The organism is Shewanella sp. FJAT-51649, from assembly GCF_019457435.1.
Taxonomy (GTDB): domain Bacteria; phylum Pseudomonadota; class Gammaproteobacteria; order Enterobacterales; family Shewanellaceae; genus Shewanella; species Shewanella mangrovisoli.
Genome location: NZ_CP080411.1, coordinates 4,098,465 through 4,119,488, shown reverse-complemented (window position 1 = coordinate 4,119,488; position 21,024 = coordinate 4,098,465). Strand labels below are relative to the sequence as shown.

Below are 21,024 nucleotides of genomic sequence, written 5' to 3'. Positions count from 1 at the left end.
GAATTCGTATGGTATTTGTCTGGAAGAATGGATAGAGGGTGATTGACGGATTAGCTGTCGATGCGCCCCGCGCCAGCACTCGCCGAGCAGAGATACACTGTGGCATCGATTCCGGTCTGCTCATAAAATGCATGCTCGACCGCCGATACCACGGCATCGGTGAGTTCGTGATCCACTAAGGCGACAACACAACCGTCGGTCATGCGAATGCCGCCACGCTCTCCAATCACTTGGCTGACGATATCTACCAAAGTGTCAAATTCGGGCAACGTCACCTCAAAATCATCCCGTAGAGATTGATGGGACTGTGCCATTAACAAACTGAATTTAGATAGATTATTTTGCTCTAGCGCCCGAGCGGCACTCTGGGTGCGCTTGTTTTCGGTGACAACGTGTTTGGCACGGCGATACAGGGTGTCATCCAATTGATCTTTAGCACTTTCGAGCTGGCGCATGTCGAGGTGGCGCAGGGCATCGAGGCCAAAAAAGTCGGCGGCCTGTGCGCATTCTTCGCGGCGTTGTTGATTTATCGCCGCTAAGCGTTGTTTCTCGATATGGGCATCGATAATGATCAGGCTAAGGTTTTCAGGGATCGCAATAGGTTCGCTATCCAAATCCAGACAATCGATGAGCAAGGCATGATCCGGTTCGCCCATGGCGCAGACCATATGGTCCATAATGCTGCAAGCTAATGATACATAACGATATTCACCGCGCTGAGCAAGCTGTGCCACCGCCATAGGAGATAGATGCAGTTGGCTGCTGTCGCTGATAGCAGTACCAAAGGCGACGACTAAGGCGCCGGAGGAAGACAGACCCGCGGCTAGCGGCACATCGCCCACGACCGCTAAGTCTAACCCTTTAGCGATAAGGCCAGTATTGGCCATGGCCACCGTCAGGCCCTTGAGATAATTGACCCAGCCATCTTCGGGATTGATTTCAGTGTCTTTACCGAAGCTCCATTCTTTGATTTGTCCAGGGAAGGCGTCGGCAACGGCGCGAAACTTATTGTCCTCTCGGCGTTTTACTGCAATGACCGTATGAAAATTAATGGCGGCGGGCAACACGAAGCCGTCGTTGTAATCCGTATATTCACCGATCAAATTCACCCGACCTGGGGCTTGGTATAAATCATCGGCTTTAGTGCCAAAGGTTTGGACAAATAACTTAGTGGCGCGCTGCGCAGGGTTCGACATGCTGGGAAGACTTCCAAAAAAGCTGGGCTAAATTGCGTTCTTGTCTTCGATTTATATCACGACTAACTCAGTGTTGTAACTGAGATTTTGTAGGGCATAGACGATAGTCTTGTCAGGGAAAATCGATACAGAACAAGCAACCAATTATCTCCCGCTATCGCATACTTGCAATTGGTTGATTTTGATTGCTTTTAACATTTAGAGGGGAGGAATAAGTTGGCTCAGGAGGTTTGCTTTCCTGAGCCAACATCAGCTTAAATAAGATGAGTTTTATTCATCACTAAAATCAGTGACTGCTGAACTAAAGCCTATTCAGCAACACCATTTTTAGGCGAGGGCAGAGCCTTGTTTTTGAGTCTCTTCCTGAGCTTCGGTATCGGCCTTAGTTTCAGAGTCTGGTAATAGCTCATGAACCACATGGTCGACAAAACCCGCACCCGCCGCTTCGTACAAGTTATACACACTGTGCACGCCTGAGCTTCTCAGTGATGCGGCATCATCGCCGTATTGCACAATGGCGCTGAGTTTGCCTTGATAATTTAGCTTCTTGAGCTGCTCAACGGCGAACAGATTCCCCGCATGGTGTGGCATCGCCAGCAGAACTAACTCAAGGTTTGGTGCTCTATCGAGCTTCTCCCAAAAGTCGGTATCCGAAGCATCCCCTTGCACCACGTTGCGGCCATTGGCGCGGTGTAAATCGACCAATTCCTGCTTGTGTTCAATCCCGAGGATTTCACCGTCGAAACGGGCGCGCAGTTCGTCGTAGGCACCGCTACCAATACGACCCATACCTAAGATTAAAAAGCGTGGATTGCCAATAGCAATCGGCCTGTCTTCTGGGTGCAGTGGTGGCTTCTCGAGTCGTACCAGACGTTGTTGGAATCGTTGGTAAATATTCCCCACCGCCGTATTGAGTGGCGCGGCAAATAAGAAGCTGAAACTTAAGGCAACGGCGATAATCACCAGCCATTGTGCTGGTAGCCAACCTTTGCTGGTGGCGACCGCTGCGACGATAAGGCCGAACTCAGAGAAGTTACCTAAGTTAAATGAGGCCAGCATAGAGGTGCGCGAACGCAGTTTAAATCGCGTCAGAAGGTAGACGAATAACAGGATTTTTAACGGCACTAACAGCACTAATAAGGCCGCGAGCACCACATCGGATACCGTAGGTAAGCCATTGAGGCCAATGGTTAAGAAGAAGGCGACAAGGAAGAGTTCTTTAAAGTAGAACAAGGATTTAGCCAGCTCGGAGGCCTTTTTATGCCCTGCGAGTAAAATACCTATGATAAGCGCGCCAAGATCCGGTTTAAGCCCTACAGATTCAAACAACCAAGCGCCGACAACCAGCGCCATCACTAATCCGAATAACACTAAGAGTTCGCCGTGACCAACACGGTCGAAGGCTTTGTAAATCAGTGGTTTTGCTAGAGGTAACAGCAATAACGCCAGTGCCCAAACCGATGGAACAGCGCCCTTAGAAATGGTTAAGAAGATGACGGCAAAAATATCCTGCATAATCAGGATACCAATGGCAACACGGCCATAGAGGGACTGCACGTCACCTTTATCTTCCAATACCTTAATCGCGAATACCGTACTGGAGAAGCTGAGCGCAAAGGCGATTAATGACAGTTGTGCAATGCCTAAACCATCGAGTTGGCTAAGGCCAATAAAGCCGAAGATTTTGAGGATAGGAATAAACAGCACCATGGAGAGCACTAAATGTATGCTCGACCCGGCCCAGACTTCGGCCTTAAAGAGGCTGCGAATATCCAGTTTAAGACCAATGGCAAAGAGTAATAAGGTGACCCCGAGGTTAGCGAGTTCTTGCAGCAGGGGCAGGCTTTCTTTCTCAATACCAAAAACAAAGAGTACAAAGCCTGCCACTAAGTAGCCGATCAGGGGAGGCAGCCCTATGCGGCTAACCAGCATGCCGCAGATAAGTGTAATGATGAGAATAGCCGGTTCCATAATGCTCCAATCTAAAAAGTCCACGTTAAACAGGGATTGTATAAGAAATCGATGACAGCGTGATAAAAAAGCGGACTTTTAATGAAAAAAGTCCGCTTTTTATTGGTTTTACGCTAAAACGGCGCAGAGATAAATTGGCGTTTTAGCTGAGATTATTTCACTAAGTGATCTAAATGGGCGGCAAATTCCTTCGGTCCCATAAAGCCAGTCACTCTTAAATCTTCCCTCTGCTCGCCTTGCTCGTTAAACATCAGCAGCGTCGGTAGGCCCAGCACATTGTATTTCTCTAGCAGTGCCACATCCACGGCATCGCTCTTAGTCACGTCGGCCTGTAATAACACTATCTTGTTCATTCGCACTAACACTTCGGCGTCCTTAAAGGTGATGGCCTCAAACTCTTTACAGGCCACACACCAATCGGCGTAGAGATCCAGCATCACTGGCTTACCCGCAGCGGTCGCTGCGGCGATTTCACGGTCTAAATCTTCAATAGATTTAATGCGTTTAAAGCCGTGCTCCTGTTCGGTTGTCGCCACAGTGCCCATTGGCGCATGGGTAAAACCAAAGTGCCCCATAACCGCTTGGAAACCGTAGGAGAAACTGGCCAGCAGTGTGAGCGTGAGCAGCACTGAGCGCACGGTTTGTTTCCAGTTGAAGGCACTGAGTTTGTTTTGGTGCATCAGATAACCGGTGAAGCTAATGCCCCAGAGCGACCAGAGCACATCGGAAACCACACCCGTCCAAATACGACCAAGCATCACAATCGATACCGCAATCAGGAGGAAACCGAACACGGTTTTAATGATGTTCATCCAAGCGCCAGCGCGTGGCAGTAACTTACCACCCGAGGTACCAATGATGAGTAGCGGCACGCCCATACCCATGCTCAGCACGTAGAGCGCGAGGAAACCTTGCAATAAATCACCGGTTTGCGCCACATAGACCAGGGCGCCTGACAGCGGGGCCGTTGTACAAGGTGAGGCCACTAATCCTGAGATCACCCCCATCAAAAACACGCCTACTAAATTGCCGCCCTTTTGATTGTTGGAAATCGAGTTCATCTTCTCCTGCCAGCTAGAAGGCAGTTTGAGATCGTACAAACCGAACATGGATAAACTGAGTACAAAGAATAGGATAGCTAAAAAGATCAGCACAGCGGGATGTTGAAGCGCCGCTTGATATTTCATCCCCGCAGAGGCAACCACTAGACCTAAAATCGAGTAGGTGATCGCCATACCTTGCACATAGGCCATCGACAGGGTGAAGGCCTTGGCGGTCGAGAGTTTTTGCCCTTGGCCAACAATAATGCCCGATAGGATCGGATACATGGGGAAGACGCAAGGCGTGAGCGCCAGACCAATCCCTAGGCCGAAGAAGATCACTAAGGTCCAGAGCAAACTGTCGTTAGACAGCATCTGGCTTAGGCTATCCTGCTGGGTAATAGGTTGGCTTGGGGCGCTGCCTGTTTGCTTAGCGTCAGCAGTGGCGGCAGACTCAGTATTTTCGCTGCTGTCTGTACCAGTCGCGATTTGGCCATCATTGGCCGCGACGGCTTTTAGGGTGACATCGCGCTTGGTCGGTGGATAACAGAGTTTGCCCTCGGCGCAGCCCATAAAGGTCACGCTTAAGGTGCCGTTATCATCGGCTTGTTTCAGGCCCACGGGAATATCGATATAGGTGTAGTACACCTCTTGCTCACCGAAATATTCGTCGTTGTGGGGTTTGCCCTTTGGCAGGTCGATGGTGCCAAGTTCGGCGCCATTGACACTAAACTTAAGCTTATCCCGATACATGTAGTAGCCGTCGGCAATCACCCAATTGAGGGTGACCTTATTGCCTTCCTGCTTAAAATCGAAGGCAAAGGCTTGATCGACAGGCATTAACTCTGGCTCACTTTTTAGAAAACCGAAGCTATTAGCGAAGACATTGCTACTTTGAGTTAAGGGCGCAAGCAGCAGTAATGCGGTGAAGATAAAGCTAAGTAGTTTTTTCATGGCTGAGTGTTATCTTTTATCCAATCTAAATAGGCTGGTAGCCCGTGAGTGACGGGTACGGCAATAATTTCAGGCACTTGATAAGGGTGGAGTTGAAGCATAAGCTGTTCTAACTCGGCATAGCGGCTTTGTAAACATTTAATGTGTAAGCTAATTTCTTGCTCCTCACAGATTTTTCCTTCCCATGCATACACTGAGCGGATCGGCGCCGAGATATGCACGCAAGCGGCGATACGCGCTTCCACTAAGGCGTGGGCGATGCGCTTTGCCTGAACTTCATCTGGGCAACTGGTGCTGACCACTAAATACTGAGCTTGCATAGTGTGAGGTATCGTCCCTTAACAATCTTAAACTTCGCTTAAGCCTATTAGGCTAAGCTACTTTACGTGCTTTTATGGTCTCATACATTAACCGGGTAACAAAAGAGTGAGCTAAATATCAGAAGTTTCACTCCTTTACAGACAGCTCCTGCCGAATGACTTGAATTAAGACCGGATAGCCCCCATTTAGTTTTCAAGTAAGCGAGATAAATCTGAGGTCGGTATGTTTTTAATCCTGTTTTTATTATTTGTGCTGATCCCAGTTGTCGAACTGTCAGTGTTAATCCGCGTGGGCGAAGTGCTCGGCACTTGGACTACTATTGGTCTGGTATTATTCACCGCCGTATTGGGTGTGTCCCTCGTGCGTAGCCAAGGGCTGAGCACGCTTATGCAAGTACAGCAAAAACTCACGCGAGGCGAGGCGCCGGGGCAGGAAATAGTCGAAGGCATGATGTTGGCTATGGCGGGGGTATTGCTGGTTATCCCAGGCTTTGTGACTGATTTTATTGGCCTACTGTTACTCACTCCCTTAACGCGTCGCCCGATTGCCGCCTTAGTGTTTAAGCGTATGCAGCTGCGGGTAGTATCCGGTTTACAGGGCGGAATGCACGGTGGTTTTGGTGCAGGCCCATTTGGACCGCATTCCGGCTCGCAATCGAATCCATTTGGGCAGAATCCCTTCGAGCAACATACACACTCCGACGGCAATGTGTACGAAGGAGACTTTGAGCATAAGGCTGATCCGAGCGATAAACGTCCCGAGAGTCATCAATTAACGGATAGAGACGGTGACGCGAAAGTGCATGAGCCTAACGACACTCAGCCCAAAGATCCAAAATCTTAACCATTGATCCTGACAGATTAAGCCGTTACTCACGCAATATTCTACAAGCTCCCACTGGTGCAAACCTCTGGGAGCTTGTTTTTATGCGCGTTGTCGCAATAGTTGTAGTGGGTAGCTTAAGTCGGTTTGCTTCAACTTAGCGACGTACTATAGTAAAGCTCGAACATATTATTCATGGAGGTTGAATATGAGTCTGACTAAGTTAAAGCTGATTTCGGGATTGTTGTCTGTCGTAACTTGCTCGCTGATTACCTATAGCGCAGTCGCAGGCCCCTTAGATCCTAATTGCGACCCTGAAAAAGTCGCCAAGAATGCGGCGGTTAAGGCGACTACGGGCGTGAGCGGACGTTGTACACCAGAAAAAGCCGCCGAACGTACGGCGAAAGATGCTAAAGATGCCGTTGGTGATGCCAAGGATAAAGTCACTGATTCGGTCAGTGATAAGGTCGATGATATCAAACCCGACGATAAGTTATCCGACAAAGCCGCCGATGCGCTAAAGCAAGACAAGCATGATAAAAAAGAGGGGGTCGATGCCAAGAAAGTAGTGAAAAAGGTCGTCAACTAACGTCTAACGCTATCGTCATCCGCCCTTACTGCGCCTAGATTTTTGTCGATAACCAAGATGAAATCTGGGCGTTTTTGTTTTTGAGGTTAAGTGGTTAATTTAAGGGAAGAAAGGGCCAATCGATGAGTCATACCACATCGATCGGCCACGCCGGGAAGCGTTTAGGGGGAGTGGCGGGCTAGTGATGCTCGCTCGCCACCGCATTCGGTTTGATATTAAAGGCCAGGCTGTACATCACTGGCAGCACAATAAGGGTCAGCAGCGACGCAAAACCTAAACCAAAAATGATAGTGATCGCCATCGAGCCGAAAAAGGCGTCTGGGATCAGCGGGATCATCCCGAGCATGGTCGTGATCGCTGCCATCATCACGGGGCGTACACGGCTGACACTCGAATCGACTAAGGCGATATAGGCTGGCTTGCCTTCGTCAAGTTCTAGGTTGATTTGATCGACTAACACAATGCCGTTTTTAATCACCATGCCCGATAGACTCAGCAGCCCCAGCAGTGCCATAAAGCTAAAGGGCGCGTCGAAAATCAGTAATCCTGCTGAGACACCTATCAAGGCCAGTGGCACGGTAAACCAAATCACTAAGGGTTGGCGTACCGAGTTAAACAGGAACACTGTGATTAAAAACATCGCCAAGTAGCCCAATGGAATCGAGCTAAATACCGCAGTTTGGGCTTCGCCAGCGGTCTCATACTCGCCGCCCCATTCGAGGTGATAACCAGCGGGGAGACTGATGGCTTCAACCTTATCCTTCACTTTACGCAGGACAGAATCGGCGGTCTCATCGCTGCCCAGTTTAGGATCGGCCAGAACCGCTAACATCCGCATCCGGTCACGACGTTTCACTAAGGGGTTTTCCCACTGGGTTTCAAACTGGCTCACTACTTGGGTTGCAGGCACAAAGGTGCTGTGCTCACTACTCCAGATTTGCAGTTTCCACAGGCTGTCCGCCTGCAAACGCTCTTCGGCGGGGGCACGGGCAACGATGGGCAGTAAATGGCTGGTTTCGCGGTAAAGGCCAATCTGTTTGCCGCTAAAGTTAATTAACAGCGCATTATCCAGATCCTGTTTACTGATCCCGGTTTCCCTCGCCTGCGCATTTTGCAGCTGTGGGCGGATTAACGGCACTTGGTTGCGCCAATCATGGCGAACGCCATCCATACTCGGCTCAGCATGGAAAATCGCTTCGGCTTGAGCGCCCAGAGCACGCAGCACTTCAGGATCATCACCGTAGAAACGCGCCTCAATCTTCGCGGCCGGAGACGGACCGTTTTCCATATTCTTGAATCGATATTGCGCCTGTGGGAATCGTTGATTTAGCTGTTTTTCTAACTCAGACACATAGACTTTGAGCGACGTTAGATCCTCCATCTCGATGATCAACTGGGCAAAGGCGGGGTAACCTTTTTCCGGTTGATAGGGCAGGACGAAACGCTGCGCACCTTGGCCAATCACTGTGGTTAAGTGTTTAAGGCCACTGTGTTGCTCCTCCGCTTGCTTGAGTAGCAGCTGCTCAATATCGGCGGTAAAGCGTTCTGTACCTTTGATATCCGTGCCTTCAGGCATCCATATATCGACAAAGAAGATTGGCGTGTTAGACGCTGGGAAGAACACATTTTTGATATGACCAAAGCCAATCACCGCAGTAACGAGCATGGCGCCGACCAATAAAATGCTGGCTATTCTAAAACGTAGGGCAAAGGTTAAACTCGCGCGGTATAAGCTGAAGAACCAACCCTTGTAAGGATCCTGCTCTTCATCGTCTGCTGGGGCGTCTTTAAACAGCAAGTGACAGAAGAAAGGTGTCAGGGTGATCGCGGTAATCCAACTGATAAATAAAGAGATCATCAACACTTGGAACAGCGAGCGACAAAACTCACCCGCGGCATTTTGCGATAAACCAATCGGCGCGAAGGCGATAATCGCGATCACTGTGGCGCCAAGCAGCGGCCACTGGGTTTGCGTCACAATTTGTTTAGCGGCTTCGAGGCGAGTCTTACCCCGGCGCAGGCCAATCAAAATACCTTCCGTCACCACAATGGCGTTATCGACCAACATACCAAGTGCAATAATCAGGGCGCCGAGGGAGATCAGTTGCAGCTCAATACCCAGTACTTTCATCACGATAAAAGTGCCGAGAATCGTCAGCAGCAGGATTAAGCCCATCAGTAAGCCTGAGCGCAGGCCCATAAACAGCAGCAGTACGGCAATAACGATGGCGATTGATTCTAATAGGTTGATCAAAAAGCCATTTACAGTGTCATCCACCGCCAGGCTTTGGTTATAGACCGTATCTAAGTTCATCCCAATTGGGCGTTGTGACTCCAACTCGGCAAGGCGCTCACTAACGCTTTTACCTACTTCGACTACGTTGACGCCACTCGAAAACGAAATCCCCAAGGAGAGGGCGGCTTCGCCACGGTTGTGATAGAGCACATCTGGGGTTTCATCGTAATCTTTTTCTATATGGGCAATGTCGCCAAGATAGATAAGCTCGGTGCTGCCGGGCGGGCTGACGATCAGACGCGCAAGATCCTGCACACTGCTAAATTCGCCCGTGGGATGAATGCGAATACGATTATCGCCAACCACTAAACTGCCCGCATTAGAAACCACGTTCTGATTGTTAATCAGGCCGTAGATATAGCTTTGATCTAACCCCAATGCAGAGAGTTTTTGTTGTGATATTTCAATCACTACCTGTTCGGTAACGCTGCCCGCGACAGAGACTTTTTTGACCCCAGGTACCAGTACCAGTTCGCGGCGCAAATAGTCGGCATAGTTGCTTAATTCGCGGTTGCTATAGTCAGGCCCTGAGAGATTAAACAAAATGCCGTACACGTCGCCAAAGTCGTCATAAACCTTGGGCGTACTAGTGCCGGGAGGCAGTTGTCCTGCGGTGTCGTTCACCTTACGACGCACCTCATCCCACACCTGTGGCAGGCTGGTTTTATCGTAGGTTTCTTTGATCTCTATTTGGATCTGCGACAGGCCCGCACTATTGATTGAGGTCACGTGCTTAACCGCATCGAGTTGCTGCAGTGCATCTTCGAGGGGAAGGGTGACTTCTTCTTCCACTTGCTCGGGTGAGGCCCCCGGATAGGCGGTGATCACTAGGGCTTCTTTAATGGTAAATTCTGGAAATTCTAATTGCCCAAGACCGGTAAAACTCACACCACCGCCCACGAGCAGCAGTAGCACAAACATCCAGCTAATCACTTTGTGGCGGATGGAATACTCAGCAATGTTCATGAATTACACTCCGCGTTGCCAGCGTAGTGGCTTCACTTTCATTCCGTCGGATAATTGGGATACCCCCGCGCTGACAATCAAGTCACCTTTGTTGATGCCGCCTAAGACTTCAATGCCTTCGGTGGTGACTCGGCCTAAGGTCACTGCCGTGGGTTTAACTTCGCCCGATTGCGCTTGATAGACCCAGACTTGAACTTGGCCATCCTGATCGCGTTTATCGATGGCGGTCACTGGCACTATGGCCGATGCGGTTTGATCTAGGGTTTTCACTAAGGCGAGGGTTAACTCGGCGCTCATGCCCGGAAGTAATTGAATATCTTTGGGTTGGGGTAAGGAAAACACCACTTCATAGGCCTGAGTGCCTGGGGTCACTTGGGTCGAGTATTCCTTGAATTTCGCGTCAAACTCCATCCCTGCTAATGCGCTAAAACGCACCTTAGCGGTAAAGTTTTGCTGCTGAATATAGTTATTTAAGCTCGCCGCCATCGCCTCGGGGACTTGAATGCTGACATCGAGCAAGCTGTTGTTTTGCAGTGTTAAAATCCCTTGGTTGGCCTGTACGATTTGGTGGTTATCCACTAAACGTTTGGCCACAGTGCCACTAAAGGGAGCGATAAGCTTGGTATAACTCAACTGGTCGCGGGCGGCGGCCAAGGCCGCTTTGGCCGATTTAAGTTGCGCTTGGGCGCTATCAAACTCGGCTTGGGAAATTAACTTGCGCTTGAGGAGTTCGGTTTTACGCTGAAAATCCGCCGCCAAGAGTTCATGCTCGGCTTCGCGGGTCATTAAATTGTTATAGGCATCCCTGTCGTCGAGCTTAGCCAAGAGGCTGCCTTGGCGGATCTGTTGCCCTTCCACTAATGCGAGATCTGTCAGCTCGCCTGAAATCCTAAAGGATAACTCGGCGCGGCTATTGGCACTGACGCGCGCAGGAAATGTCCTAAAATCTCCCCCTTCGAGCTGCATCACCTCAAAGAGTTTAACCGGACGAATAGCACTCGCCTGTACTGAGCTTTCCGCGGGGGTACAGGCCGTCAGTAGGGCAGGCAACAAAGCCGCCAAGGGGAACAGTCGATATGATTTCATGGTAGGGGAGTCCTCGATAACAATTTATCAGCATTTCAGGGGCGCGAAGATAACAGCTAAATTTGTTGCAATAAACGGGATACTTTGGGATTATGAATCCCACATAATGAGATTGAAATTAAGTTAAAGATGAAGACAGAGGACTTAGCGTTATTTCACCGCATAGCCGAAACCGGCAGTTTGATCGAAGCTGCTGATTTGCTTAACTTACCTAAATCGACCGTGAGTCGCCGCTTGCAGGCGTTGGAAGATGAACTGAATATCAAGCTATTCCACCGTCAGAGTCGTTCGATGACGCTCACCTCCGCGGGGAGCCATTTTTATCAACGCTCGTTAAATATCTTGGCGCAGCTCGATGAAACCCTGTTCGAGATGACCAATGATGATGCCGAGATCAGCGGTCATCTGCGGATCCAAATGTTCCCTATCCACAGTATGAATGTGTTGATGCGGGCGATTTTCCGCTTTATGGATTTACACCCAAGATTGACGGTGGAAGTGATTAATAGCGCCGAATCCGTCGATATGGTGAAGAATAACCTCGATGTGGCCTTTGTGGTGGAACCCGCGCTAGATACCTTAGACCTAGTCGTGCGGCCTATCTTCACCACGGATCTGCGCTTCTATGCCAGCCCTGAATACCTCGCCGAGCACGGTACGCCGAGAACTCCGCAGGAGATTGAGTCCCACAATGTGTCTTTGTTTAGGCTCTCAAATGGCAAAATCTTCAATGAGTTATGGATTGGTGCCGAGCAGGAAGTGAGAGTGAGAGGCAATTTTTGCTCTAACAGTGTCGAAGTCGCGGTGGAGTTTGCCCTGCAGGGGCGAGGCATAGTGTATGCCCCGACCGAAGTGGTGGCCGAGTATGTGGCAGCAGGGCAGCTAGTGACCCTGTTACCCGAGATTGACCCACATCCTGGTGAATGTTATTTAGCTTATCCATCAAGACGTTATGTTAGTCTTGCCAGCCGTCGATTTATTGATTTTATCTTGCAAGAACTCGCGCCTGGCGGCGTGCCCACCAATATGAGTCAAGAGGGGATCGCCACTCGCCGAGTCTGTAAGGCCTCCGAAGAACCCTTCCTGCAAAATGATTTACGCTTTCGCCAAAAAAGCACGTCTTAAATCGCGTCGGCGGTCGTCACCTTAGCGGGTTCGCAAATGCGCTGTGCCAGATAATAACAAGCAATCCCCATCAAGAGGTTGGTGATGGGGAGCGCGAGCAACAAGCCTTTCACCCCATCGATATAAGACCCCAGCGCCGCCAGCGGCAGCATCAGCAGCACTAAGCGGCACAGGTTAATTACTAACGAGCTCATGGGTCTGTGGTACGCATTGAGCGCCGTGGCAAAGATGATCACTATGCCGAGCGGGCCATAGGCGCAGGGTAAGACCAGAATATAAAAACTTAACCACTCTAGCACCTGCGGATCGGTACTGAATAAATGGGCAAGTGGCTGGGCGAAAAAAGCCAGCGGAATATAGAGTAAGGTTTGGAATACAAAGATAAATTTAAGCGATAATAGCAACGCCTGTTTCGCTCTTTGAGTTTGGCCTGCCCCTAGGTTTTGCGCGATAAACGGCATTAGGCTCGACGAGAGCGCCATCACCACAATCAAGAGCACCGACTCTAAACGGGTGCCCGCACCAAAGGCCGCGACGGCACTGTGGTCGATATGCGCCAGCATCGCCATAATCACTGCATTGGCGAGTGGGTTGATTAAATTCATCAGAGCTGCGGGCTGGGCGATATGGGCGAGTTTACTCCAGTTGGCGCGCATTCTATCTATATCAAATGCCGCCCATTCCAACATATTGCGCTTAATAATCAACAGATAACCTGAGAGCGACAGGGCTATCAGCCAAGAGAACAGGGTTGCAATCGCCGCGCCTTGGATCTCTAAGCGCGGGAAGGGCCCAATGCCGAAGATTAATAAGGGGTCGAGAATTAAGTTGATGATCGCCGCCAGCGCCATAATCATCGCGGGGGAGCGAGTATCCCCGGTCGAGCGCAGGCCTTGATTGCCCACCATCAGTAGCACCAACAGCGGCGCGCCCACATACCAATACACCATATAGTCGTGGATCAGCGGCAAGCTGGTGTCATTGGCGCCAAGCAAACTAAAGAGCGGCTTAATAAAAATGCTACCTAGGGCGGATAAGCTGGCGATCAGGATAAAGGTCAGCAGCAGTGCATCGTGCAAAAACACCTTGGCACGTGGGGCATTGCCTGAGCCAATTAGCCTGCCAAGGTTGGTTGAAACCCCTGCACCAATCCCAATGGCAATGCTGGAAATAATCAAAGTCACCGGAAAGGTAAAACTGATCGCCGCTAAGGCCTCTGTCCCTAACTGACTGATGAAAAAAGTGTCAGCGAGGCTAAAACCTAGAATGGTCATAATGCCAATCAAGTTGGGGAGGCTCATGTTGAGCAGTACACGACCAATTGGCGCGCTAAGCAGCCCGTGTCTGTCTTTCATGGGGAAAATGGTGCCTTGTTTGCGAGCGGAGGCCGAATTCTAGCAGGATTGTGCCCGCTTGAAAAAACTGACATCAAAAATTTGAATTTTTTTTTGTAAAGGCACTTGGATCTGACGCGGGCTAACCCCATATCACAGACATCAAAGGGGACGGCGAAAACGCTTCCTCTTTTTCATCACAAAATCGCCTCGATTGTTGGGCATTAAATCATTAGGAGAGTTCATAGATGAATATTCGTCCATTACATGACCGCGTAATCGTTAAGCGTTTAGAAGTTGAATCAACTTCAGCGGGTGGCATTGTATTAACCGGTAGCGCCGCTGAAAAATCGACTCGCGGAGAAGTACTGGCAGTAGGCAACGGCCGTATTCTCGAAAATGGCACTGTAAGACCACTGGATGTGAAAGTAGGTGATGTAGTGATCTTCAATGAAGGTTACGGTGTGAAGAAAGAAAAAATCGACGGTCAAGAAGTCTTGATCCTGTCAGAAGCTGACCTGATGGCCATCGTAGGTTAATCCACGACATCAATTCGACATTCCAATTAATCATCAAAAATTTAAAGGATACTCAATATGGCAGCTAAAGAAGTTGTATTTGGTAATGACGCACGCGTAAAAATGCTGGCTGGTGTAAACATTCTGGCTAACGCAGTAAAAGTGACCTTAGGCCCTAAAGGCCGTAACGTGGTATTAGACAAGAGCTTTGGCTCACCACTGATCACTAAAGACGGTGTGTCTGTTGCAAAAGAAATCGAATTAGAAGACAAGTTCGAAAACATGGGCGCGCAAATGGTGAAAGAAGTTGCTTCTAAAGCCAACGACGCCGCCGGTGACGGTACCACTACTGCAACCGTTCTGGCACAAGCCATTGTGACTGAAGGCTTAAAAGCCGTTGCAGCGGGTATGAACCCAATGGACTTAAAGCGCGGTATCGATAAAGCCGTTGCAGCAGCCGTTATCGAGCTGAAAAACCTTTCTCAAGATTGCGCCGACTCAAAAGCTATCGCTCAAGTAGGTACTATCTCTGCTAACTCTGACGAGTCAATCGGCCAAATCATTGCTACTGCAATGGAAAAAGTCGGTAAAGAAGGCGTGATCACCGTTGAAGAAGGTCAAGCACTGGAAAACGAACTGGACGTAGTAGAAGGTATGCAGTTCGACCGTGGTTACCTGTCTCCATACTTCATCAACAAGCCAGAAACTGGCAGCGTTGAATTAGATCACCCATTCGTACTGTTAGTAGACAAAAAAATCTCTAACATTCGCGAACTGTTACCAATCCTTGAAGGTTTGGCAAAAACTGGTAAGCCATTACTGATCGTTGCCGAAGATGTTGAAGGCGAAGCCTTAGCGACACTTGTTGTGAACAACATGCGCGGTATCGTGAAAGTGGCAGCGGTTAAAGCACCAGGCTTTGGTGACCGTCGTAAGGCAATGCTGCAAGACGTAGCGATTTTAACTGGCGGTACTGTAATCGCTGAAGAAATCGGCTTAGAGCTTGAAAAAGCAACCTTAGAAGACTTAGGTACTGCTAAGCGTGTTGTGATCACTAAAGACAACACCACCATCATCGATGGTAACGGTGAGCAAGCGCAAATCGAAGCGCGTGTTAGCCAAATCAAGCAACAAATCGAAGAATCAACTTCAGACTACGACAAAGAAAAACTGCAAGAGCGTATGGCTAAATTAGCTGGCGGTGTTGCGGTAATCAAAGTCGGTGCTGCTACCGAAGTTGAAATGAAAGAGAAAAAAGCTCGCGTAGAAGACGCGCTGCACGCAACCCGTGCTGCGGTTGAAGAAGGCGTGGTACCAGGCGGCGGTGTAGCGCTGGTACGTGTAGCTTCTAAGATTGCTGACGTTGAAGTGGCTAACGAAGACCAAAAACACGGTGTGGTTATTGCCCTACGTGCAATGGAAGCGCCACTGCGTCAAATCGCAACCAACGCAGGTGAAGAAGCCTCTGTTGTGGCTAACACTGTGAAGAACGGCAGCGGTAACTACGGTTACAACGCGGGTAACGACACCTACGGTGACATGTTAGAAATGGGTATCCTTGACCCAACTAAAGTGACCCGTAGCGCACTGCAATTCGCAGCGTCTATCGCAGGCCTGATGATTACCACCGAAGCAATGGTAGCGGAGCTGCCAAAAGCTGATGCGCCAGATATGGGCGGAATGGGTGGAATGGGCGGAATGGGCGGCATGATGTGATCCTAGCTGGTTAAAATCGTTTATAGCTGCGTTACTTTGTTACTCGTGTAGAAAAACACTACACGTCGCAACAAAAAGCCTTGCTCTAAAACGATTTTTCCTGCGCTAGATTAGCAAAACATCTGCGGTCTCTAGCTTAATCGCTTAAACCCAAATAGTGATAAAAGAAAATGAAAACCCCGATACTGGCAACAGTATCGGGGTTTTGTTTTTGGCGCTGATTGCGCCAGAGTGCCTGATAGTTTCTTTTTGTATTTGTGTTGCTAATAACGTGCAGCATCGCTGCTAAGTTCAATATTTCCTAATTGCCTGCCGCAGGCTTTTGCACTGTTACACCAGTGACACGCCGTACTGATGTTTAAACAAGAGTCTCCCTGTAGGTTCTACTAAAACATTCATGTTTTAGAAGGTCAATGGTGCAAAAATGCTATATCTGGTGCAACGGTTTAGATTAGTTTTTGCATCCGAAGCGGGGAGAAGAGTTAAATCAAAGTCGTGGGGCTTCACCCCTGATTATTTATCAAGAGTCGACCAAGGAGGACTGCTCGTCCTATCCTTCTTGCCTATTGTTTTCACATTAGCCAAGACGCAACTAGCGAAGTTACATGCAGGACTTCGTGCTTATTCGAAAAGAGCTATATTTAGTTATCAAAAATTAATGGCGATCAAATTCTATAAATGCAAACAGCTTTAAATTTTTATGAATATGCTAAAAAACATACAAAAGTTTTTTATTTTTTGTTAGCATTGAGTGTAGATTTTTAGGACGAGTAAGTATTCACGGATGATACGAAAGATTACCCTTCTTTTGGTTATGGTGCTGTCTGTATTTTGTGGTGCAGTGCAAGCAAAAGTCATCTATAGATTTAACTCATCTTTGGATATTCAGCGTCAATACACGACTCAGATTATTCGTGAACTCAGTGAGAGTGAAATCGAAGTCATTGTATTTGATTCCAATTTGCAGCTTTTGTCACATAAGATTGTGACTGGAAATATGCCCGCAAATCTTTGTGCAGACAAGATTCTCACTGAAGACGTGACACGTTTTGGTCATGCTTATAAGTATTGGTTTAGCGAGCAGTTGCAGTACTGTGAAATTGACCCGAAAGCATTCCCCTATTCATATAATGCTGTCATTTCTGAACAATATATTGAACCCAGCATTATTGTTTTACATATTCCAAATGATATTGCCGCAGATCTTGAATTACCTGAGGGACAACTCATTCAGTATATTTTTCAGCTAATACCTATAGCTGAATTTTCGTCTTTATACCCTGCAATTTCAACACGGTTAACGAAGAACGGAACACTCGTTGTGAAAGAGGGTAAATACACCTTCCAATTATTATTACTTTCTAAAGGAGATATGAAGTGATACAGGAAAATAAACTAAGCAAGGTCGCAATCTGTGTAGGATTCGCTTTAACATCCAGTTCTGCTATGGCTGCAAACAGCTGGTTATCACGTGTAAACACTGTTACTGAACAGCAAGAAAAATCCATTGTTTCTGCTAATCATATGCAAGCTGTTTCAGCAATGAGTTCTGATTCATCGAATGCTGTTTTCGATATTACTGTATCTTTGCACAATAATCCCAAAGGTAATGAGCAGAAGGCTTACGAAGAGATTTTAGGTTATTTTGCAGATGGGGTATGTGAGCAATCCAATGGTGAGCATAAGCTCGGAAAAATAAGTATCTTCAGAGAAAATAAGCATAGATCTAAGTCGGATATTATTTGGGGCGATCGTGAATGGCCGCGTGCCAATACAGCGGGTTTTGGCGCCAATGGTATGCATATTTGGTTTGGTGATGTGTTCCCTAATGGGGCGGGACAAGGTAAAGACCACAACATGCTCACCGATCCCCTTGGAGCTGGCTATACCTTAGCGCATGAGTGGGGACACTATGCCTACGGTGTATATGATGAATATAAAGGTAATGCTGTTTCTGGGGCGGCAAATGCAACGCTCAGCACAGATATTGCCACTGATTCCATTATGAGTAATCAATGGCAAGCGAGAAACGGTGATATGAAATGGTTGAATCATTCGACCGCCAACAATATTGGTGATGTTAACCGTACCGCACAGGGGCGAGTCTATGGAAAGAGCGCTTGGGAAGTACTCACTCAGGATGTGAAAGATGACCCTAAATCTGGTCGAAAAACAGCCCAGCCCACTCGCACTCGATACACCACGTTAGCGAATAATGCACCCGATGCTAGCAACCCAGTCAAAACTGAGTTACCTGCAGCTCAGTCTAGCTGCCGTGATCAGCTGAAGTTTGTGTGGGTGGAAGGTGATATCGATATGCAGATCGTGATGGACAGATCGGGTAGCATGTATGGTTCGCCGATTAATAACGCAATTCAAGCGGCGAAAACACTTGTAGATGCTACCGCAGAAGGCAGTACTGCGATGGGATTGGTGTCCTTCTCCAGTCGCTCAAGCGTGAAGCAAGATTTTGCTGTGCAACAAATTCCTAAGCCGGATACTGGTATTAAACAAGCTCTGAAAGCCGCAATTGATAATATCTATGCCAGCGGTTCAACTGCACTATTCGATGGTAGCTCCCTTGCTCTTGATAATTTAATGACTTACCAAACCGCTGCTGCTAGTGGTGCTCCCGGTGTTGTTTTCGTACTCGCTGATGGTGACGACAATGACTCCATCAAAACAGAAGCTTCAGTCATCACTGCCTATCAAAATGCGAATGTGCCTATCTTTAGTTTTGGTTATGGTTCAGCTTCGCCTACAGGTCCTTTAGTGACTATGGCGAATGCAACGGGTGGGAAATACTTTTCTTCACCTACGACACTTGCGGAAATTATCGATGCGTTTTTACAAGCAAATGCCATCGCCACTGATAATCAAAACTTAGTGTCATCAACGGTTAATGTGGCAAATAATGCGAGCGCTACTCAGGGGATTCATATCGATTCTGGTTTAGATAATGTGAACATTTTCGTAAACCATAAAGGTAATGCCTCAGACCTACAACTCATGCTAAAAGACGCCTCAGGCAATCATGTAGCTGGAGTGTCGTTTGAGTGCGTGACGGTATCAGGCGGACAGTCTTGTTATGTCAATGTGCCTAATAGCGTTATTGCTTCGCTCGGTCATGGTGAATGGCAACTTGAGTTGAGCAATACAAATGTCAATCGTTCACTGGACGCGACAGTCAATGTGAGTGCAGAACCTAGTCTTGCGGGGAGTTATACCGTATCAGTTGAAGGTTTTGCAGGTAATGCAGTTACTTATCCAAGTCCGATGATTTTAACGACGGCGCTAACCAAGGATAAACTGATCACTGGTGCTAACGTTCTGGCGACCATCAAGGATCCGATGGGCAACACGACAAATCTGGAAATGTTTGATAATGGGCAAGGAGGTGATGCGGTCGCTGGTGACGGTATTTACTCAGCAGTTGCGCCATACAATCAGAATGGTATTTACCAAGTTGAAGTGAATGTTGATAACAAGGATAGCAAGGCGAGATATACCGCCACAGGATTATTTACACCAACATTGGACGGCTCAGAGCCAGTCCAAGAAGCGCTACCAACCATCACAGAGAACTTTGTACGTATTGCGAAAACTTCATTAGTTGTTAGCGACGTGCCCTATTATGACAGTGATGACAGTCATCATACTGCAATAAAACTCGAGACGACGAATGCAGGTATCAATGGAGTGATTGACCGTGCTGGTGACCTTGATTTCTATGTCTTAGAAAACATCGATATGAGTAAAGATCTCGTGGTGCGCGTGACTGATGCTAGCTTAGGTATGAAGCCTAAGTTAACTGTGTACAAATCAGACGCGTCTACGGCAATAGTGGATAATGTCACCCTAGCAACAAATCCATCCGCGACAAATTATGTGTTCTCAAAGTTAGCTAAGTCTGAATTGGAATCGACTCTATATGTTGTTGTTAGCCATGAAGATGACACTGCGGCTACGGGGGGATATCAAGTCAGTGCGGGTGAACCGTTAAACACTGACGTTCCGCCAAATAATGCGCCAGTGGCTAATTCAGATACAGTGACTATTTGGTCTGGCCAAAAAGTGACTATTTCACCATTGGCCAATGATACCGATGCTGATGGCGATACTGTTGTTATCGAGAGCGTGACGACGGGAGCAACTAAGGGAGCTGTTGCGATTTCAGGTAATGTTATCAACTATGACTCAGGTAGTGCTTTTGCAAATGAAACACCCGGTTCAACTGTATTAGACAGTTTTGGCTATATCATTACCGACAATAAAGGTGGCTTTGCAGAATCAACCGTTGATATCACCATCAAAATTAATACACCACCCACAGCGATGGCTGATGCTGTCAGTGTGAATGAGAATGCAACTGTTACCATCTCCCCATTAACCAATGATACTGATGCTGACGGTCATACTTTTACCCTCACAGCTAAACAAGCTAGTTTGAAAGGTAAACTGACAGATAATGGCGATGGTACGTTTGTCTATGATCCTAATGGTCAGTTTAACGGCTTGGCAAAAGGTGAAACAGCCAACGAAGTATTTAGTTACACCATCACCGATGAAATTGGTGCAACAAGCACGACGGAAGTGACCATTAGTGTTGTGGGTATTAATGAAGCACCTGTTGCTGTTGCTGACACAGCAGTAACGACTAAGTCAGGGAACATACAAATTGCCTTACTTGCAAATGACACTGATGCTGATGGGGATACGCTTACTATCACAGCAATCAATGTTGGCGCGTTAAAGGGTAAAGTTACCAATAACAATGATGGCACAGTGACTTACAGCCCTAATGGACAGTTTAGTCACTTATATCAGGGGCAATCCGCAACCGAGACTTTTACTTACACTATCTCGGATGGGGATGCAGAAATGACAGCCTCTGTAACGGTAACGATTAATGGCGAAGGCCAAGCGCCTGTTGAACCTGAAAAAGAAGGTTCATCAGGTGGTAGCTTGTCGTGGTTTGCATTACTACTCGCCCCATTCGCATTCATGCGTCGTCGTGTTAAATAACACGTATTAGTATGCCGCCAAAAGCAAGCTTAACCGCTTGCTTTTTTATTGCTTGAAATTTGATT

The 21,024-nt window shown here is 48.0% G+C and carries 14 protein-coding genes; 7 read left to right on the top strand and 7 right to left on the bottom strand.

Features of this window, described 5'->3' with window-relative positions:
* Positions 1-50: 50 nt before the first annotated feature.
* The 4 genes from galK to cutA all read right to left on the bottom strand — a co-directional run bounded on the left by galK (position 51) and on the right by cutA (position 5,481).
* Positions 51-1,196 carry a galactokinase gene (gene galK, locus K0H59_RS18045; protein ID WP_220053931.1) on the bottom strand — a complete coding sequence of 382 codons (1,146 nt, stop codon included), beginning with the start codon at positions 1,194-1,196 and terminating at the stop codon, positions 51-53.
* Between the two features lie 327 nt (positions 1,197-1,523).
* A complete protein-coding gene (locus K0H59_RS18040; protein WP_220053930.1) occupies positions 1,524-3,167 on the bottom strand; it encodes a cation:proton antiporter family protein in 1,644 nt (547 codons plus the stop codon).
* A gap of 152 nt (positions 3,168-3,319) precedes the next feature.
* Entirely contained in the window at positions 3,320-5,161 is a 1,842-nt protein-coding gene (locus K0H59_RS18035) for a protein-disulfide reductase DsbD (RefSeq protein ID WP_220053929.1), read from the bottom strand.
* Complete coding sequence (gene cutA / locus K0H59_RS18030; protein ID WP_220053928.1) at positions 5,158-5,481, bottom strand: divalent-cation tolerance protein CutA; 324 nt, start codon at positions 5,479-5,481, stop codon at positions 5,158-5,160. The genes K0H59_RS18035 and cutA overlap by 4 nt, the downstream gene beginning before the upstream one ends.
* A gap of 223 nt (positions 5,482-5,704) precedes the next feature.
* On the opposite strand from cutA, the gene K0H59_RS18025 reads away from it, so the two are divergent.
* Together K0H59_RS18025 and K0H59_RS18020 are read left to right on the top strand one after the other, a co-directional pair.
* On the top strand, positions 5,705-6,325 hold the full coding sequence (locus K0H59_RS18025; RefSeq protein WP_220053927.1) for an FxsA family protein: 621 nt from the start codon (positions 5,705-5,707) through the stop codon (positions 6,323-6,325).
* A gap of 187 nt (positions 6,326-6,512) precedes the next feature.
* Positions 6,513-6,893, top strand: a complete 381-nt coding sequence (locus K0H59_RS18020; protein ID WP_220053926.1) for a hypothetical protein — start codon at positions 6,513-6,515, stop codon at positions 6,891-6,893.
* A gap of 178 nt (positions 6,894-7,071) precedes the next feature.
* Here K0H59_RS18020 and K0H59_RS18015 read toward each other — a convergent pair whose 3' ends face one another.
* Both K0H59_RS18015 and K0H59_RS18010 read right to left on the bottom strand, forming a co-directional pair.
* Positions 7,072-10,155 carry an efflux RND transporter permease subunit gene (locus K0H59_RS18015; RefSeq protein ID WP_220053925.1) on the bottom strand — a complete coding sequence of 1,028 codons (3,084 nt, stop codon included), beginning with the start codon at positions 10,153-10,155 and terminating at the stop codon, positions 7,072-7,074.
* A 3-nt stretch (positions 10,156-10,158) separates the two neighbouring features.
* Positions 10,159-11,241, bottom strand: coding sequence for an efflux RND transporter periplasmic adaptor subunit (locus tag K0H59_RS18010; protein WP_220053924.1), 1,083 nt, complete (start codon positions 11,239-11,241; stop codon positions 10,159-10,161).
* A gap of 129 nt (positions 11,242-11,370) precedes the next feature.
* Between K0H59_RS18010 and K0H59_RS18005 the strand changes: the two genes are divergently transcribed.
* Positions 11,371-12,366 (top strand): LysR family transcriptional regulator, encoded by a 996-nt coding sequence (locus tag K0H59_RS18005; protein WP_220053923.1) that lies wholly within the window; start codon positions 11,371-11,373, stop codon positions 12,364-12,366.
* Here the strand turns inward: K0H59_RS18005 and K0H59_RS18000 are convergent.
* Positions 12,363-13,721 carry an MATE family efflux transporter gene (locus tag K0H59_RS18000; protein ID WP_220053922.1) on the bottom strand — a complete coding sequence of 453 codons (1,359 nt, stop codon included), beginning with the start codon at positions 13,719-13,721 and terminating at the stop codon, positions 12,363-12,365. The two genes, K0H59_RS18005 and K0H59_RS18000, sit on opposite strands and share 4 nt — an antisense overlap.
* A 227-nt stretch (positions 13,722-13,948) precedes the next feature.
* Here K0H59_RS18000 and K0H59_RS17995 point away from each other — a divergent pair, with 227 nt between their 5' ends.
* The 4 genes from K0H59_RS17995 (at position 13,949) to K0H59_RS17980 (ending at position 20,959) form a co-directional block, all read left to right on the top strand.
* Positions 13,949-14,239, top strand: coding sequence for a co-chaperone GroES (locus K0H59_RS17995; RefSeq protein ID WP_011071021.1), 291 nt, complete (start codon positions 13,949-13,951; stop codon positions 14,237-14,239).
* 57 nt (positions 14,240-14,296) lie between these two features.
* Entirely contained in the window at positions 14,297-15,934 is a 1,638-nt protein-coding gene (gene groL, locus K0H59_RS17990) for a chaperonin GroEL (RefSeq protein WP_011718348.1), read from the top strand.
* Between the two features lie 784 nt (positions 15,935-16,718).
* The gene (locus K0H59_RS17985; protein WP_220053921.1) at positions 16,719-17,315 is read left to right on the top strand and encodes a hypothetical protein; all 597 of its coding nucleotides are present in this window, start codon (positions 16,719-16,721) and stop codon (positions 17,313-17,315) included.
* Positions 17,312-20,959, top strand: coding sequence for an Ig-like domain-containing protein (locus tag K0H59_RS17980; protein ID WP_220053920.1), 3,648 nt, complete (start codon positions 17,312-17,314; stop codon positions 20,957-20,959). The genes K0H59_RS17985 and K0H59_RS17980 overlap by 4 nt, the downstream gene beginning before the upstream one ends.
* The last annotated feature ends 65 nt before the right edge of the window (positions 20,960-21,024 follow it).

What these genes read in the sequence shown, in the direction of transcription:
- galK (WP_220053931.1), bottom strand. Translation starts at nt 1,196, where the DNA reads ATGTCGAACCCTGCGCAGCGCGCCACTAAGTTATTTGTCCAAACCTTT.
- K0H59_RS18040 (WP_220053930.1), bottom strand. Translation starts at nt 3,167, where the DNA reads ATGGAACCGGCTATTCTCATCATTACACTTATCTGCGGCATGCTGGTT.
- K0H59_RS18035 (WP_220053929.1), bottom strand. Translation starts at nt 5,161, where the DNA reads ATGAAAAAACTACTTAGCTTTATCTTCACCGCATTACTGCTGCTTGCG.
- cutA (WP_220053928.1), bottom strand. Translation starts at nt 5,481, where the DNA reads ATGCAAGCTCAGTATTTAGTGGTCAGCACCAGTTGCCCAGATGAAGTT.
- K0H59_RS18025 (WP_220053927.1), top strand. Translation starts at nt 5,705, where the DNA reads ATGTTTTTAATCCTGTTTTTATTATTTGTGCTGATCCCAGTTGTCGAA.
- K0H59_RS18020 (WP_220053926.1), top strand. Translation starts at nt 6,513, where the DNA reads ATGAGTCTGACTAAGTTAAAGCTGATTTCGGGATTGTTGTCTGTCGTA.
- K0H59_RS18015 (WP_220053925.1), bottom strand. Translation starts at nt 10,155, where the DNA reads ATGAACATTGCTGAGTATTCCATCCGCCACAAAGTGATTAGCTGGATG.
- K0H59_RS18010 (WP_220053924.1), bottom strand. Translation starts at nt 11,241, where the DNA reads ATGAAATCATATCGACTGTTCCCCTTGGCGGCTTTGTTGCCTGCCCTA.
- K0H59_RS18005 (WP_220053923.1), top strand. Translation starts at nt 11,371, where the DNA reads ATGAAGACAGAGGACTTAGCGTTATTTCACCGCATAGCCGAAACCGGC.
- K0H59_RS18000 (WP_220053922.1), bottom strand. Translation starts at nt 13,721, where the DNA reads ATGAAAGACAGACACGGGCTGCTTAGCGCGCCAATTGGTCGTGTACTG.
- K0H59_RS17995 (WP_011071021.1), top strand. Translation starts at nt 13,949, where the DNA reads ATGAATATTCGTCCATTACATGACCGCGTAATCGTTAAGCGTTTAGAA.
- groL (WP_011718348.1), top strand. Translation starts at nt 14,297, where the DNA reads ATGGCAGCTAAAGAAGTTGTATTTGGTAATGACGCACGCGTAAAAATG.
- K0H59_RS17985 (WP_220053921.1), top strand. Translation starts at nt 16,719, where the DNA reads ATGATACGAAAGATTACCCTTCTTTTGGTTATGGTGCTGTCTGTATTT.